Genomic DNA, 15,581 nt, shown 5'->3' with positions numbered 1-15,581 from the left:
TGATGCGTTATCGGGGAATGGCCGGCCTGCTGGCCGCCGTGGTGGTGGCCGCCTGCAGCCCGGCAACACCGCCGGCGCCGGCGGCCGTTGAAGATCCAGCCTACGCGGCCGCGCAGCAGCAATGGCGTGTTGCGCGCTACCAGGACCTGACCCGGCCCGATGGCTGGACGGCCCTGGTCGGCCTGCACTGGCTGCAGAACAAATCCCATTTCGTTGGCAGCGGCGCCACCAACGGCATCCGCCTGACGGTCGGCCCGGACAAGCTGGGCCTGCTGCGCCGCGAAGGCACCCAGTGGTGGTTCACGCCTGAAGCCGGTGCCGATGTCAGCCATGATGGCCAGCCGGTGCGCGGCCGCACCCGCATCGACACCGACAAGGACGCGCAGCCGACGCTGCTGGCCTTCGATGGGGGCAAGGGCCAGCTCAGCATCATTCGCCGGGGGCCGCGGGACGCGCTGCGGGTCAAGCATGCCGATGCCGCCGCACGCCGTGATTTCGCCGGCCTGCAGTACTGGCCGGGCGGCGCGGACTGGCAGGTGCAGGCGCGCTTCATCGCGCACCCGCCGGGCAAAACCCTGCCGATCGTCGACATCACCGGCCTGACCACCGAAATGCCCAATGCCGGCGTGGTCGAGTTCGAGCGTGATGGCCGCAGCTGGCGGCTGGAAGCGATCGGTGCGCCCGGGCAGCCGCTGTTCCTGATCTTCGCTGACCGCACCAGCGGCCGCGGCAGCTATCCGGCCGGGCGCTACCTGGATACCGATGCACCCACTGCAGACGGCACCGTGCGCATCGATTTCAACCATGCCTACAATCCACCGTGCGCATTCACCGCCTACGCTACCTGTCCGCTGGCGCCGCCCGAAAACCGGCTGGACCTGCCCGTTGAAGCGGGCGAGAAGGCCTACCACCTGCCTGAAGGAGAAGGCTGACCATGCCGATCAAACATCTGCTCCGTGCCGCGCTGCTGATGGCTGCGTGCGCGATGGCACCCCTGGCCACTGCCCGCGATGCGCCGGGCGCCACGGCCGCGGCCGCCGTGGCGGCCAAGCCGCCCGTACCGCTGTTGTGGAAAGTCACCGGCCCGGGCGATGCACGCGTGTACCTGCTGGGGTCGTTCCATCTGCTGAAACCGCAGGACTACCCGCTGTCGCCCGATGTCGAACAGGCGTTCGAAGCCTCGCAGCGGGTGGTGTTCGAACTGTCGCCGGAAGACATGCAGTCGCCACAGCTGGCCAGCCGCATGGTGCAGGCCGCGACCCGCACCGATGGCAGCGAGCTCAAGCGTGATCTCGACGCTGCGACCTGGCAGAAGCTGCAGGCCTTTGCCGCCGAGAACAAGCTGCCACTGGCACAGATGCAGGGCATGAAGGCCTGGTTCGTGGGCCTGAGCATTTCGGTCGGGCAGATGCAGAAGCTGGGCCTGGACCCGGCGCTGGGCCTGGACCGCCACTTCATGGAGCGCGCGCAGAAGACCGGCCGCAAGACGGCCGGACTGGAAGACATCGACACCCAGATCGGCATGCTCGACGGGATGACGGTGCAGGAACAGCGGCAGATGCTGGCCGAAGCGCTGGACCAGGCCGGCAAGTCCGACGAGCAGGCGCGGCTGCTGCATGATGCATGGCGGCGCGGCGACGAACGCCTGCTGTGGACCAAGATGGCGGCGGAGATGCGCCAGCAGTATCCGCAGCTGTATCAGCGCATCAACACCGGGCGCAATGATGCCTGGGTGCCGAAGCTGCAGCCGTACCTTCAGGCCGGGCAGGGCGGTACGCTGGTGGTGGTCGGCACGCTGCACCTGCTGGGCAGTGATGGCGTGGTCGAGAAGCTGAAGGCGAAGGGCTACAAGGTCGAGCGCGTGTGCACGGGGTGCAAGGCGAAACGCTGACGCATCGTCGGCGTGATGCGAAACAGAACGGCGCGCCAGGGGCGCGCCGTTTTCGTATCAGCCGTTGCTGCAACTCAGCGGCGGGTCTTGCCGCCGGTGCTGGTGCCCGGTTCGCCGGGCTTGTTGCCGGTGCCGGTCCCCGTTCCGGTGCCGCCCGGTCGCGGGCCACCGAAGCCGCTGCCCATGCTGCGCTGGAATTCCTGCCACAGCTCCAGGTTGCGCTCGGTCAGCTGGTTCATCATCGCCCACGGGGTCTGGCCCAGCAGGTTGCCCATCTGCTGGCGGAACTGCTGCTGCTGGTCGAGGAAGACCTGCATGCTGCGCTCCAGGTAGTTGCCCATGAAGCCCTGCAGGGAATCGCCGTAGAAGCGGATCAGCTGGCTCAGCAGCTGGGTGGACAGCATCGGTTCGCCGTCCTGTTCCTGGTCGGCGATGATCTGCAGCAGGACCGATCGCGTGAGGTCGTCGCCGCTCTTGGCGTCGCGGACTTCGAAGTCTTCACCGTCCAGGATCAGCTGGCGCACGTCCTCGATGGTGATGTAGCTGGAGATCTCGGTGTCGTAGAGACGGCGGTTCGGATACTTCTTGATGATGCGGGTCGCAGCCATGAAGCGGTACTCGTCACAGTAGACGCGCAGCATGGCGCAGTGCAGCAGCCGTTGCAACCGCCTCAGCCCCCGCCAGGCTTGGCTTTCGGCGGTGATCATGTTGCGCAACAAGGGTTTGCGTGTTGCGCAGCATGACTCATGGCAGGGGCCGGCGGCGTTCGCCGCGAGGGCCCGCTGCGCGGCTTACCAACCCATATGGTGGCCGCCGTTGATGTCCAGGTTGCTACCGGTGATCCACGAGGCTTCGTCGGCGACCAGGAACGAGACGCCGTAGGCGATTTCCTCCGGTTTGCCGAGGCGTCCGGTGGGGATGTCGGCGATGATCTTGGCGCGCACGTCTTCCGGCACCGCCATCACCATGTCGGTGGCGACGTAGCCGGGCGAGATGGTGTTGACGGTGATGCCGAAGCCGGCGTTCTCGCGGGCCAGCGAGATGGTGAAGCCGTGCATGCCGGCCTTGGCCGCCGCGTAGTTGGCCTGGCCGTACTGGCCCTTGAGGCCGTTGATCGAGCTGATCTGGATGACCCGGCCCCAGCCGCGGCGGCGCATGCCCTCGATGACCGGCCGGGTGACGTTGAACACCGAGTTGAGGTTGGTGTTGATCACATCGTGCCACTGGTCCGCGCGCATGCGGTGGAACGTGGTGTCGCGGGTGATGCCGGCGTTGTTGACCAGGATCTCGACCGGACCCAGTTCGGCCTCGACCGCGCACACCAGCGCTTCGGCGCTGTCCGGATCGGAGACGTCGCCCGGGAAGATCGACACGCTGTAGCCGCGTTCGGTCATCGCCTGCTGCCAGGCGCGGGCCTTGGCCTCGTCGCGGTAGTTGGTGGCGACCCGGTGGCCCTGGTCGGCCAGGCGTTGGCAGATGGCGGTACCGATGCCGCCGGTTCCGCCGGTGACCAGTGCGACGCGAGATGTCATGGAATGCTGTCCGGGTATCAGGTGGGGGAAGGGGGATTCTGCAACATCGGCGCGGAAAGTGCGCCGGCCGGCAGCAGGATGTCGGCACGCGGCAGCTGGGCAGGGTCGAAGGCCTGTCGAGCGGCGGCCAGCAATGCACGCAGGTCGTGGGCACCTTCCAGTGCGGCAGGCGCCTGGCCCAGCAGCTGCCAGAGCTGGCGCAGCACGGGCAGCGGATGCGTACTGTCCACCGGCAGCGACGCCAGCGACTTGGAAAGTTTGTGGCCGGGGGCATCGAGCAGCAGCGGCAGGTGCCAGTAGCGCGGTACCGGCAGGCCCAGCGCCTGCTGCAGCAGGATCTGCCGCGCAGTGGAATCGAGCAGGTCGGCGCCGCGCACCACTTCGGTCACGCCCTGTGCGGCGTCATCGACCACCACGGCCAACTGGTAGGCCCAGCAGCCATCCGCACGGCGCAGCACGAAGTCGCCAACCTCGGCATGCACGTCCTGCTGCTGCGGCCCTCGCAGGCCATCATTGAAGTGCACGATGCTGCCGCGCGGCACGCGGAAGCGGACGGCGGGGTCCGGTCGTGCCTGCCGTGCAACGCAGCGATGGTGAATGCCACCGCTGGCGGCCAGTTCGCTGCGGCTGCAGTGGCAGATGAAGGCCAGGTCGCTGGCCAGCAGCACGTCCAGGGCAGCCTGGTAGGCCTCGCCGCGTGAGCTCTGCCAGAGGACCGGGCCGTCGTGGACCAGACCGAACGCGGCCAGCGCCTGAAGTTGCGAGTCCGCTGCCCCGGGCACGGTACGCGGCGGATCGACATCCTCAATGCGCAGCCGCCACAGGCCGCCGTGATGGCGGGCAAGCAGCCAGCTGCCGAAGGCGGCAAGCAGGGATCCGGGGTGGAGCAGGCCGGTCGGCGAGGGCGCGAAGCGGCCGCAGGGAATGGGGGAGGTCATGCTGGCTGAATCGTCGGTCAGGTTGGCGCTTGAATTCAAGCTGACCACACCGCAAATTGACGGTATCGACCCCTTCCGAGCCGGATTTTCCCATGTTTACCCGCATTGCCCTGTTCCTGGCGACCAACTTCGCGGTCCTGATCCTCGCCAGCATCGTGATGTCGCTGCTGGGGGTCAATCCGAGCCAGATGAGCGGCCTGTTGGTCATGGCCGCGATCTTCGGCTTCGGTGGATCCTTCATCTCACTGCTGCTGTCCAAGTGGATGGCCAAGCGTTCCACCGGTGCGGTGGTGATCACCGAGCCGCGCAACCAGACCGAGCGCTGGTTGCTGGCCACCGTCGAGCGCCAGGCCAAGGCGGCCGGCATCGGCATGCCTGAGGTGGCGGTCTATGACGGCCCGGAGATCAATGCCTTCGCCACTGGCGCCAACCGCAACAACGCGCTGGTGGCGGTGTCCACCGGCCTGCTGCACAACATGAGCGAAGACGAGGCCGAAGCGGTGCTGGGCCACGAGATCGCCCACGTCGCCAACGGTGACATGATCACCATGGCACTGCTGCAGGGTGTGCTGAACACCTTCGTCATCGTGCTGGCACGCGTGGTCGGCGGCGTCATCGACAGCGCACTGTCGGGCAACCGCGAAGGCGGCGGTCGCGGCTTCGCCTACTACATCATCGTGTTCGTGCTGGAGATGGTGTTCGGCCTGTTCGCCACGATGATCTCGATGTGGTTCTCGCGCCACCGCGAGTTCCGCGCCGATGCGGGGGGCGCCTCGCTGGCCGGCCGCCAGAAGATGATCGCCGCGCTGGAGCGCTTGCAGCTCAACCACGGCCAGAGCACGCTGCCGACCCAGATCGCCGCCTTCGGCATTTCCGGTTCGACGGCGAAGAAGCTGTTCATGAGCCACCCGCCGCTGGAAGAGCGCATCGCCGCGCTGCGGGCGTCGACGGTGGCGTAAGCTTCTTCCGTACTTCCACGGTAGTGCAGGAACGCCTGGCCTCGCGCCGGGCGTTTTTGTTTGCGCGCCGATGCATTGGTGATGCCGGATACGATCTGGCGAGAGTCGTTTCCGCGACTGCGGAGGTGTCACTTTCTTTGCTCGTGCAAAGAAAGTAACCAAAGAAACACGCCGCCGGGGCGCGAGCCGATGCTGCGCATCGGTCCCCTGCGCTCCTCGGTCCGTCGAGGGACGGTGCGGGAACTCGCTGCGCTCAGACACCCGCACCTCTTCGCCCTCGCCGGACCTGCGGTGCTCGGCTCGCTCAAGGCGGACCCAAGGTCAAATGCCACAGCCGCATCCGGTTGATCCATGCCACGCGTGGATGCCGTTGCCGTTGATCTTGACCTTCCAGTCCGCCTTGAGCGAGCCGAGCATCGCAGGGGAATCAGGGGCGAAGAGGCGCCGGTGTTTGAGCGCAGCGAGTTCGGCGCCGTCCCCTGATTCGCCGAGAAGCACAGGGCACCGGCGTGCGCAGCACGCCGGCTCGCGGCTGGCGGAGCGTTTCTTTGGTTACTTTCTTTGCGCGCAAAGAAAGTGACACCCCTCCGCAGTCGCGGAAACGAATCTCCGTGCGCGCAAACGAAAACGGCACCCTCGCAGGTGCCGTCTCCATCAACCGCTTTACACGGAATCTCAGAACTTCGCGTCGAACTCGGCGGCGTAGCCGGTGTTGACCAGCACCTTCTGCAGCGACTCGGCCACCTTCAGGTTGCCGGCCACGATCTGGTGGGTCTCCGGGCCACGGTTGTCCATGCGGCCCAGGGTTGCGCCCTTGAAGTCGCAGACCTTGCCACCGGCCTCGCGGACCAGCAGCAGGCCGGCAGCGATGTCCCATGCCTTCACGCCGGCTTCGAAGTAGGCATCGGCGCGTCCGCAGGCCACGTAGGCCAGGTCCAGCGCGGCCGAGCCGGTGCGGCGGATGTCCTCGCCGTGCACCAGCAGGGCGTCGACCGCCTTCAGCTGGGCGCTGGCGCGGCTGCGCTCGCGCGGGGCGAAGCCGGTGTGGATCATGGTGCCTTCCAGATCCTTGCGGTCGGCCACGCGGATGCGGCGGTCGTTCAGCACGGCGCCGGCACCACGGCTGGCGGTGAACAGTTCATTGCGCAGCGGGTCGAAGATGACCGCATCGGTCGGCTCGCCGTTCTCGACCAGGGCGATCGACACGCAGTAGTGCGGCACGCCGCGCAGGTAGTTGCTGGTGCCGTCCAGCGGGTCGATGACCCACATCTGGCGACGCTCGCCCTGCACGCCGCCTTCTTCGCCGAAGATGCCGTAGTCCGGGTAAGCGCGCTTGAGTTCCTTGACGATGACCTTTTCCGCGTCCGCATCCACTTCGCTGGCGTAGTCCATCCGGCCCTTCTGCACCACGTTCAGTGCCTCGAGCTTGTTGATGTTGCGCAACAGGACGTTGCCGGCGAGGCGGGCGGCCTTGACCATGACGGTTACGGCGGGTTTCTGCATGGCGTGGGCTCCCGGAAAGGCAGAAGAGAAGGACTGGCGGGGGAAAAGAGCGGGTCCGGCGCAGTGGCCGGCCGCACAGTTTACCATTGGTCATCGTCCAGCTCGACCTTTTCCCTGTTCATGTCCCAGTTTCCCGCCGCCACCCGCCTCCGATTCGTTCTGGTCGGTACCCAACACCCCGGCAACATGGGGGCCGCCGCCCGCGCCCTGAAGACCATGGGCCTGGCCCGCCTGGTGCTGGTCGCCCCCGAGAAACCGCTGGACGAGGAGGCTTTCCGCCGCTCGGCCGGCGCCGAAGACGTGCTGGGGGACGCCCCGGTGGTGGCCACCCTGGCCGAGGCCGTGGCCGATTGCCGCCTGGTGCTGGGCTGCACCGCCCGTGCCCGCCGCGTCCAGCTGGAGGAGTACCTGCCGGCCGATGCCGCCGCCCGTGCAGTGGCCAAGGCCGGCGAAGGGGCCGAGGTGGCGCTGGTGTTCGGCCGTGAGCGCACCGGCCTGACCAACGAGGAACTGCAGCTCTGCCACGCGGCGGTGCATATCCCGTCCGACCCGGAGTTCAGCTCGCTCAACCTGGCTGCCGCGGTGCAGGTGCTGGCCTATGAAACGCGCATGCAGCTTCTGGGCACGCAGCCGGCTGCCGGCGCCGAACCGGGTTTCCGCGAACAGGCGGCCAGCCACGAGCAGATGGAGAGCTTCTTCGCCCAGCTCGGCGACACGTTGGACGAGATCGATTTCCACAAGGGCCGCGCGCCGGAATCGGCGATGCGCAAGCTGCGCCGCCTGTTCCTGCGCAGCGAGCCGAGCGAGCAGGAAGTGCGCCTGCTGCGCGGCATCCTTGCCGACACCCAGCGCATGGCGCGACTGGCACAGGCGGGCAACAAGAACAGCTGACGACGTTCTCATTATTTCGGGTAGTCTGTCTCGATACCCAGGGGGGATGAAGCCTGTGTCGGGTCTGCGAAGGGCAGTGCAGAGGGGACTGCTGAGCCTGGTCATGATCCTGCTGGCCGGGACGGTGCATGCAGCACCGGACCCGGTGCTGGTGCTGGGCCGGATCAGCGATGATCCCAAGGCCCATTACGAACAGCTGCAGCCGTTGCTGGACTATGTGGTGGCACGCATGCACGACGTCGGCATCAAGGAGGGACGGATCCTGATGGCACGCGATCCACAGCAGATGGCCAGCTATCTGCGGCGGGGGCGGGTCGACTGGGTCACGGAAACGTCGGGCACGGCGGTGGCACTGGGCCAGCGCAGTGGCGCACGGCCGCTGCTGCTGACCGAGCGCAATGGCGTGCGCGAGTACCAGACGGTGTTCTTCGTGCGCAGCGACAGTTCGATCCAGCGCGTGCAGGATCTGCGTGGGCACCGCCTGGCGCTGCAGAACACGGCGTCGACCAGTGCCTACCTGGTGCCTGTGATGACGTTGCTGCAGGAGGGGTTGGCGCCGCAGATCCTGGCCGGCGTGTGGGACGTGCCGGGCCGGGACAGCGTGGGGTATGTGTTCGCGCGCAGCGAGTTGAACATCGCTACGTTCGTGCACAAGGGCCTGGTCGAGGTGGGGGCGGTGAGCAGCGTGGACTGGAACGACGAACGACGGATGCCGGCAGCGTTCCGGCGCGATTTCCGCGAGCTGTTGCGCACCGAACCCTACCCGCGTGCGGTGGAGATGGTCCGCGCCGACCTTGACCCACGGGTGCGCGATCGCCTGCAGCAAGTGCTGCTGCAGGCAGCCAGCGACCCGCAGGCACAGGGGGCGTTGCATCGGTTTTTCGGCACTTCCGGTTTCCACCGCGTCGATGCGCATGCGCAGCAGCGGCTGGATGAATTGAAACAAGGATTGACGCGCGTGCGGATGGAAGTGGAATGAAGTGGCTCGGCTCGGGAATGCAGGCCCGGTTCCTGCTCGCGATGGGCGGGGCGATGGTCGTGGTGGTGGCGATCCTGGCGGTGTTGCTGGGGCGTCAGGCGGCAATGCAGGGTGAGGTGCGCAACCTCAGTGGCGGCGTCATCCATGAACTGTTCGACCGCAGTGTGCGCAGCCGCGGCGAGGCAATGGCGCGGGAGCTGTCCGATGCGCTGGCCAACCCGTTGTACTACCGCGACCTGGACCAGGTTGGTGCGCTGGTGCGCAGCACCGCACGGCAGCCGGTCGTGCGCTATGTGCTGGTGTTCGACGAACGTGGCCGGCTGGTGCATGACGGCTCGATCGAGGTGTCCGGATTCGGCCAGCCGATGGCCGACCCGCTGGCGCCCAAGGCCGCAGCGGCGCAGGCGCTGGTGGTGCAGGAATCGCCCAAGGTGCTCGACAACACCATGCCGATCATGGTCGGCAACCAGCGCATCGGCGGCGTCCGCGTCGGCATGGCCCTGGATGAGGTGCAGCAGCGCGAACAGGCAGCCAATGCCACGCTCGGCGAACGCCTGCAGCAGGTCGGCAGCCGCCACCTGGGCTGGTTGCTGCTGATGCTGGGCCTGCTGGTGGTGATCGGCGTGGTGGTGATCCTGTACGTCCAGCGCACCTTGGTTGCGCCGATCCGGGACCTGGCCGCTGCGGCGCGCCGCATCGAAGCGGGAGACTACCAGGCGCCCCTGGCCGAGAATACCCGCGACGACGAGGTCGGCGAGCTGGTGCGCGGTTTTGCCCGGATGCGCGATGCCATCGCCCGCCATGACCGCGAGGTACGGCGCATGGCGTATACCGATGCGCTGACCGGGTTGACCAATCGGTTGGCGTTCCGGGAAGCGCTGGACCATCGCCTGATGGCGGCGCGCGCATCCAACCATCGGCTGGGCCTGCTGTTCGCCGATATCGACGACTTCAAGCGCGTCAACGACACCCTCGGGCATGAGGCAGGTGACGAGGCGCTGTTGCAGTTCGCGCAGCGCATCGGGCGCGCCGTTGCCGAAGCGGGGGGCGATGAGGCACTGTTGGCCCGCTTCGGCGGCGACGAGTTCGTGATCCTGGTCGGTGATGGCGACGTGGCCGCGAATGCGCGGCTGCTGGCCGAGGTGCTGGTGCGCGAACTGGGCAAACCCCTGGTGGTACAGGGCCGCGAGCTGTTCCTGGGCACCTCGATCGGCGTCACCCTGTTCCCCGACGATGCCGCCGATGCGACCACGCTGCTGAAGAACGGCGACATCGCCATGTACCAGGCGAAGATGGCCGGCAAGAACTGCTATCGCTACTACAGCCGGGCGATGGACCATGCGGTCGAGCGCCGCGTGCACATGGAGCAGGAGTTGCGCGGGGCCTGGGAGCGCGGCGAGCTGCGCCTGGCCTACCAGCCGATCTTCCGCATGCGTGATCGCCGCATGATCGGTGTCGAAGTGCTGTTGCGCTGGCAGCATCCGACCCTGGGCACGATTCCGCCGTCGGTGTTCATCGAAGTGGCCGAGCAGAGTGGGCTGATCGAGATCATTGGCCCGAAGGTGCTGCGTGCGGCCTGCATGGAAGCCTCGCAGTGGCCACGCGGGGCCGGTGGCGATGATCTGTTCGTGTCGGTGAACGTATCGCCGCGGCAGCTGCGCGGTGGTGAACTGCCGGCGCTGGTTGCGCAGTGCCTGCACGAATCCGGCCTGCCGGCCTCGCGCCTGCACCTGGAGCTGACCGAAACCGCGGTGATCGGCGACGAAATGGTTGCCGCGCAGCTGCTGGACAAGCTGCACCGCACCGGCGTGAAGGTCTGGCTGGACGATTTCGGTACCGGCTTCTCCGGTCTCAGCCATCTGCGCCAGGTACCGGTGGATGGCGTCAAGATCGACAAGAGCTTCGTGGCCGACATGCAGCGCGATCCCGACGACCTCGCCCTGACCACGGCGATCATCGCCATGGCACACGCGTTGGGCATTACCGTGGTGGCCGAAGGCATCGAGCAGCAGGCGCAGTTCGAGCTGCTGGCCCAGCGTGGTTGCGACCTCGGCCAGGGCTACTGGCTGAGCCATCCGGTCACCGCCACCGAAGTGGTGCGGATGATCGAATCGGGCGTCTGACAGAAAAGGGGACGGAGGGAATTAAGTCGCAAATGCATTTGCGACTTAATTCCCTCCGTCCCCTTTTCTGTTACACCGGGCGCTTGCTCGGGTCGCCGGGCAGTTCGCGCACCAGCTTGGGGATCAGGTAACCGGACAGGCGCGCGGTCAGGCCGGCGATCAGCGCCTTCGCCTGTGTGTCGTCCACTTCGAAGTGTGCCACGCCCTCGACCCGGTCCAGCTGGTGCAGGTAGTAGGGCAGTACGCCGGCGGCGAAGCTGCGTTCGCTCAGGTCCTGCAGGGCCTGCACGCTGTCGTTGACCCCGCGCAGCAACACCGCCTGGTTCAGCAGCTGCGCGCCGGTACCGCGCAGGCGGGCCATTGCCGCGTCCACGCTGGCGTCGAATTCATTGGCATGGTTGGCATGGACCACGATCGCCAGCGGCCACGGCAGGCTGCCCAGCCAGGAGACCAGCTCCTCGTCCACGCGCTCCGGCAACACGATCGGCAGCCGCGTATGGATGCGCAGGCGGCGGATGTGCGGGATCGCGCGCAGCGCATCGGTCAGCTCGGCCAGCTTGTGCGTGGCCAGCGACAGCGGGTCGCCGCCGGACAGGATCACCTCGTCGATATCCGGGTCGGCCGCGATGGCGGCTACGGCCTCCTGCCAGCCGCCCTTGGCGGCGTTCTCCGCGCCATAGTCGAAGTGGCGGCGGAAGCAGTAGCGGCAGTTGATCGCGCAGCTGCCGGTGGCGACCAGCAGGGCGCGTCCACGGTACTTCTGGATGACGCCGGTGGCCTTCTTGGCGGCACCATCGCCCACCGCATCGAAGCTGAACCCGGGCGCCGGGCGCATTTCCTCGTCGATCGGCAGCACCTGGCGCAGCAGCGGGTCGGCCGCATCCCCCACGCGCATGCGCGCCACGAAGCCCTCGGGTACGCGCAGCGCGAACTGGGCCATGGCCGCCTCCGAGACGCCCAGCGCCGCCGGGTCCAGCTGCAGCCGGGCCAGCAGGGCGTGCGGGTCGCGCAGCGCCTGGCGCCAGAGCTGCTGCCAGCGCGCGGGCGCGCCTGGCGACTGGGGCCGGGGGAAGGCGGAAAGCTGCATGGAGAGGGGGCCTGCGGTTATCATGGGGGCAGAAAAACAGTCGCCCACCGGCATCCGGTGGGCTTTCCATTCTAACGGCTCGCCGCACCCGCGGCGTTTTTGCCACTCAGGAGTTTACGCATGGCCAGCTACGGCATGAACGACGTCAAGAACGGGATGAAGATCCTGGTCAACAACCAACCGGCCGTCATCATCGACACCGAATACGTCAAGCCGGGCAAGGGCCAGGCCTTCACCCGCGTGAAGTACCGCCTGATCAAGGACGGCCGTACCCAGGAAGTCACCATGAAGTCGACCGACTCGCTGGATGCAGCCGACGTCGTCGATACCGACATGAACTTCATGTACAGCGATGGCGAGTACTGGCACTTCATGGACCCGGAATCCTTCGAGCAGGTCCAGGCCACCAAGGCCGGCATGGGCGGCGCCGAGAAGTGGCTGAAGGGCGAAGAGTCCTGCGTGGTCACCCTGTGGAACGGTGAGCCGATCTTCGTGCAGCCGCCGAACTTCGTTGAACTGAAGATCACCGAAACCGATCCGGGCGTCCGTGGCGACACCTCGGGCGGCGGCGGCAAGCCTGCCACCCTGGAAACCGGTGCCGTGGTCCGCGTGCCGCTGTTCGTCAACCAGGACGAAGTGATCCGCGTCGACACCCGTTCGGGCGAATACTCCGCACGCGTCAAGTAAGGTTCCAGCCGTAGGCCGACCTTGCTGTAGTGCCGGCCGCTGGCCGGGTACGCGCCATCGCATTCGCGCTGGCGCTCCCATGATCTGCTTCGGCAGATCATGGGCCCCGCTTCACGAGTCTCCAGCCCCCGCCGCTTCGCGGCAGCCCCTGACTCAGGGGCGTGTCCCCCAGAAGTATCTCGCCGCCCCCCAGCCAGTGAGCCCGCATGAGCGATAGCCCGCACCTCCCCGAAGCCTGCGACCTGCTCATCGAAGCCGGTTACGTCGTTCCGATCGAGCCGCATGCGGTGGTGCTGGAAGACCATGCCGTTGCCGTGCGTGGCAGCGAGATCGTGGCCATCCTGCCGCGTGCCGAGGCGCGCGCACGGTTCCGCGCCACCCAGGTGGTCAGCCGTCCCGAGGCTGCGCTGATGCCGGGCCTGGTCAACGCGCACACGCACAACCCGATGACCCTGCTGCGCGGCGTCGCCGACGACCTGCCGCTGATGACCTGGCTGCAGCAGCACATCTGGCCGGTGGAAGCGGCGGTGATCGGCCCCGAATTCGTTGCCGACGGCACCACCCTGGCCATCGCCGAGATGCTGCGCGGCGGTACCACCTGCGCCAACGAGAACTACTTCTTCGGCGACGTGCAGGCCGCGGTCTACAAGAAGCACGGCTTCCGCGCGCTGGTCGGCGCGGTCATCATCGATTTCCCCACCGCCTGGGCCAAGACCGACGACGAGTACTTCGCCAAGGCCGGTGAACTGCACGACCAGTGGCGCACCGATCCGCTGATCGGCACCGCGTTCGCGCCGCATGCGCCGTACACCGTCAACGATGCCAACTTCGAGCGGGTGCGGATGCTGTCCGACCAGCTCGACATGCAGGTGCACCTGCACACCCACGAGACCGCGCAGGAAATCAACGATTCGATCAAGCTGCACGGCCAGCGCCCGCTGGCGCGGCTGGACCGGCTCGGCCTGGTCAACGACCGCCTGATCGCGGTGCACATGACCCAGCTGACCGATGCGGAGATCCACCTGTGCGCCGAACGTGGGGTCAGCGTGGTGCATTGCCCGGAATCGAACCTGAAGCTGGCCTCCGGTTTCTGCCCGGCCTGCGCCCTGCAGCGTGCCGGCGTGAACCTGGCGATCGGCACCGACGGCTGCGCCAGCAACAACGACCTGGACATGTTCAGCGAGAACCGCACCGCAGCGATCCTGGCCAAGGCCGTGGCCGACGATGCCACTGCACTGGACGCGGCGACCACGCTGCGCGCGTCCACGCTGGGTGGCGCGCGCGCGCTGGGCTTCGGCGACCGCATCGGCTCGATCGAAGCCGGCAAGCAGGCCGACCTGGTCTGCGTCGACCTGTCCGCGCTGGAAACCCAGCCGCTGCACAACGTGCTGTCGCAGCTGGTGTACGCCACCGGCCGCCAGCAGGTCAGCGACGTCTGGATCGCCGGCAAGCCGAAGCTGGTGCAGCGCGAGCTGGTCGGCATGGACCTGCCGGGCATCATCGCCAACGCGCGCCAGTGGCGCGAGCGCATCCGTCATATCCGCGCCTGAACCCCGGCGCCGCAAGGACTCCCTCATGACTGCCTCCCACGCTTCCTCCAATTTCGATCAGGCCGAGCTGGACAAGTTCGCCGCACTGGCCAACCGCTGGTGGGACGCTGACGGCCCGCAGAAGCCGCTGCATGCGCTGAACCCGGTACGCCTTAAGTACGTGTCCGATCGTGTGCCGCTGCGCGGTGCGCGCGTGCTCGACATCGGCTGCGGTGGCGGCCTGTTGAGTGAGGCACTGGCCCAGGCCGGCGCCGACGTGACTGCCATCGACCTGGCCCCGGAACTGGTCAAGGTCGCACGCCTGCATGCGTTGGAAAGCGGCGCCCAGGTCGACTACCGGGTGCAGGCCGCCGAGGAGCTGGCCGCTGAGCAGCCGGGTAGTTTCGATGTTGTCACCTGCATGGAAATGCTCGAGCACGTGCCCGACCCGGGCGCGATCATCGAGGCCTGCAAGCGCCTGCTGAAGCCGGGCGGCCACCTGTTCCTGTCGACCATCAACCGCACTGCCGCTGCCTTCGCGGTGGCCATTGTCGGCGCCGAGTACGTGGCACGGCTGCTGCCCAAGGGCACCCATCATTACCAGGAATTCATCAAGCCGGCCGAGCTGGCGCGCTGGCTGCGCGAGGCCGACATGCAGCTGGTGGATGTCAGCGGCATGGCCTACGAGCCGTGGCGCAACCATGCCCGCCTGAGCAGCCGCACCGACATCAACTACCTGGCTTACGCGGTCAAGCCGGCATGACCGCTTCCCGCTTCCCGCGTGCAGTGCTGTTCGATCTGGACGGCACGCTGCTGGACAGCGCGCCGGACTTCGTCGCTACCTGCGACGCGATGCTGGCCGAGCGTGGACGCGCCCCGGTCGATCCGGCCGCGCTGCGCCCGGTGGTCTCCAAGGGCTCGCGGGCGATGGTCTCGGCTGCCTTCCCGGAACTGGACGTTGCCGCGCGCGATGCGCTGATCCCGGAATTCCTGCAACGCTACGAAGCGTTGATCGGCCAGCACGCGGTGCTGTTCGATGGCGTGGCCGGCATGCTTGCCGCGCTGGATGAGGCCGGTACGGTGTGGGGCATCGTCACCAACAAACCCGAGTACCTGGCGCGCCTGATCCTGCCGCAGCATGGCTGGCAGCAGCGCTGTGCGGTGCTGGTCGGTGGGGACAGCCTAGCCGAGCGCAAGCCACACCCGCTGCCGCTGCTGCACGCTGCGCAGGCCATCGGCATTGCCGCCGGAGACTGCGTGTACGTGGGTGACGACGAGCGCGACATCATTGCCGCGCGCGCCGCGGCCATGCCGTCGGTGGCGGCGCTGTGGGGCTATCGCCTGCACAGCGACGACCCGCTGGCGTGGCAGGCCGACGTGCTGGTCGAGAACGCCGAACTTCTGCAACTGGCCAGTCTGTGGCCGACCCGGCCGGCAGCCCCGGCCCAGCCGTAAGGAATCA

The 15,581-nt window shown here is 67.5% G+C and carries 15 protein-coding genes; 10 read left to right on the top strand and 5 right to left on the bottom strand.

Annotated features, from left to right (window positions below; genetic code table 11):
* The first annotated feature begins 2 nt into the window (after positions 1-2).
* Entirely contained in the window at positions 3-932 is a 930-nt protein-coding gene (locus B9Y82_RS12085) for a DUF1684 domain-containing protein (protein ID WP_100473416.1), read from the top strand.
* Positions 933-934: 2 nt separating this feature from the next.
* A complete protein-coding gene (locus tag B9Y82_RS12080; protein WP_100473415.1) occupies positions 935-1,891 on the top strand; it encodes a TraB/GumN family protein in 957 nt (318 codons plus the stop codon).
* 74 nt (positions 1,892-1,965) lie between these two features.
* Here the strand turns inward: B9Y82_RS12080 and phaR are convergent, their stop codons facing one another.
* The 3 genes from phaR to gluQRS all read right to left on the bottom strand — a co-directional run bounded on the left by phaR (position 1,966) and on the right by gluQRS (position 4,361).
* Positions 1,966-2,499, bottom strand: a complete 534-nt coding sequence (gene phaR, locus B9Y82_RS12075; protein WP_100475222.1) for a polyhydroxyalkanoate synthesis repressor PhaR — start codon at positions 2,497-2,499, stop codon at positions 1,966-1,968.
* Between the two features lie 183 nt (positions 2,500-2,682).
* Positions 2,683-3,423, bottom strand: coding sequence for an acetoacetyl-CoA reductase (phbB, locus tag B9Y82_RS12070; protein WP_100473414.1), 741 nt, complete (start codon positions 3,421-3,423; stop codon positions 2,683-2,685).
* A 17-nt stretch (positions 3,424-3,440) separates the two neighbouring features.
* Entirely contained in the window at positions 3,441-4,361 is a 921-nt protein-coding gene (gene gluQRS / locus B9Y82_RS12065; RefSeq protein ID WP_100473413.1) for a tRNA glutamyl-Q(34) synthetase GluQRS, read from the bottom strand.
* Positions 4,362-4,453: 92 nt separating this feature from the next.
* Here gluQRS and htpX point away from each other — a divergent pair, with 92 nt between their 5' ends.
* Positions 4,454-5,320, top strand: a complete 867-nt coding sequence (htpX, locus tag B9Y82_RS12060) for a protease HtpX (RefSeq protein WP_100473412.1) — start codon at positions 4,454-4,456, stop codon at positions 5,318-5,320.
* 675 nt (positions 5,321-5,995) lie between these two features.
* Here the strand turns inward: htpX and B9Y82_RS12055 are convergent.
* The gene (locus B9Y82_RS12055) at positions 5,996-6,823 is read right to left on the bottom strand and encodes an inositol monophosphatase family protein (protein WP_005417749.1); all 828 of its coding nucleotides are present in this window, start codon (positions 6,821-6,823) and stop codon (positions 5,996-5,998) included.
* A gap of 120 nt (positions 6,824-6,943) precedes the next feature.
* Here B9Y82_RS12055 and B9Y82_RS12050 point away from each other — a divergent pair, with 120 nt between their 5' ends.
* The 3 genes from B9Y82_RS12050 (at position 6,944) to B9Y82_RS12040 (ending at position 10,816) form a co-directional block, all read left to right on the top strand.
* The gene (locus B9Y82_RS12050; RefSeq protein WP_100473411.1) at positions 6,944-7,714 is read left to right on the top strand and encodes an RNA methyltransferase; all 771 of its coding nucleotides are present in this window, start codon (positions 6,944-6,946) and stop codon (positions 7,712-7,714) included.
* Between the two features lie 103 nt (positions 7,715-7,817).
* Complete coding sequence (locus B9Y82_RS12045) at positions 7,818-8,693, top strand: phosphate/phosphite/phosphonate ABC transporter substrate-binding protein (RefSeq protein WP_238381601.1); 876 nt, start codon at positions 7,818-7,820, stop codon at positions 8,691-8,693.
* Positions 8,690-10,816 carry a putative bifunctional diguanylate cyclase/phosphodiesterase gene (locus B9Y82_RS12040; protein WP_100473409.1) on the top strand — a complete coding sequence of 709 codons (2,127 nt, stop codon included), beginning with the start codon at positions 8,690-8,692 and terminating at the stop codon, positions 10,814-10,816. Before B9Y82_RS12045 ends, B9Y82_RS12040 begins: the two co-directional genes overlap by 4 nt.
* A 70-nt stretch (positions 10,817-10,886) precedes the next feature.
* On the opposite strand, the gene epmB is transcribed toward B9Y82_RS12040, so the two are convergent.
* A complete protein-coding gene (epmB, locus tag B9Y82_RS12035) occupies positions 10,887-11,927 on the bottom strand; it encodes an EF-P beta-lysylation protein EpmB (RefSeq protein ID WP_100473408.1) in 1,041 nt (346 codons plus the stop codon).
* 96 nt (positions 11,928-12,023) lie between these two features.
* Between epmB and efp the strand changes: the two genes are divergently transcribed.
* From efp to B9Y82_RS12015, 4 genes are all read left to right on the top strand, one after another.
* Positions 12,024-12,590, top strand: a complete 567-nt coding sequence (gene efp, locus B9Y82_RS12030; protein WP_005410381.1) for an elongation factor P — start codon at positions 12,024-12,026, stop codon at positions 12,588-12,590.
* A 206-nt stretch (positions 12,591-12,796) separates the two neighbouring features.
* The gene (locus B9Y82_RS12025) at positions 12,797-14,140 is read left to right on the top strand and encodes a TRZ/ATZ family hydrolase (protein ID WP_100473407.1); all 1,344 of its coding nucleotides are present in this window, start codon (positions 12,797-12,799) and stop codon (positions 14,138-14,140) included.
* Positions 14,141-14,165: 25 nt separating this feature from the next.
* Positions 14,166-14,882, top strand: coding sequence for a bifunctional 2-polyprenyl-6-hydroxyphenol methylase/3-demethylubiquinol 3-O-methyltransferase UbiG (gene ubiG / locus B9Y82_RS12020; protein WP_100473406.1), 717 nt, complete (start codon positions 14,166-14,168; stop codon positions 14,880-14,882).
* Complete coding sequence (locus tag B9Y82_RS12015; RefSeq protein ID WP_100473405.1) at positions 14,879-15,574, top strand: phosphoglycolate phosphatase; 696 nt, start codon at positions 14,879-14,881, stop codon at positions 15,572-15,574. Before ubiG ends, B9Y82_RS12015 begins: the two co-directional genes overlap by 4 nt.
* The last annotated feature ends 7 nt before the right edge of the window (positions 15,575-15,581 follow it).

Origin of the sequence: Stenotrophomonas maltophilia, assembly GCF_002799155.1 — a bacterium.
Lineage (GTDB): Bacteria > Pseudomonadota > Gammaproteobacteria > Xanthomonadales > Xanthomonadaceae > Stenotrophomonas > Stenotrophomonas maltophilia_R.
This window is presented reverse-complemented; position numbering and strand designations above follow the sequence as displayed.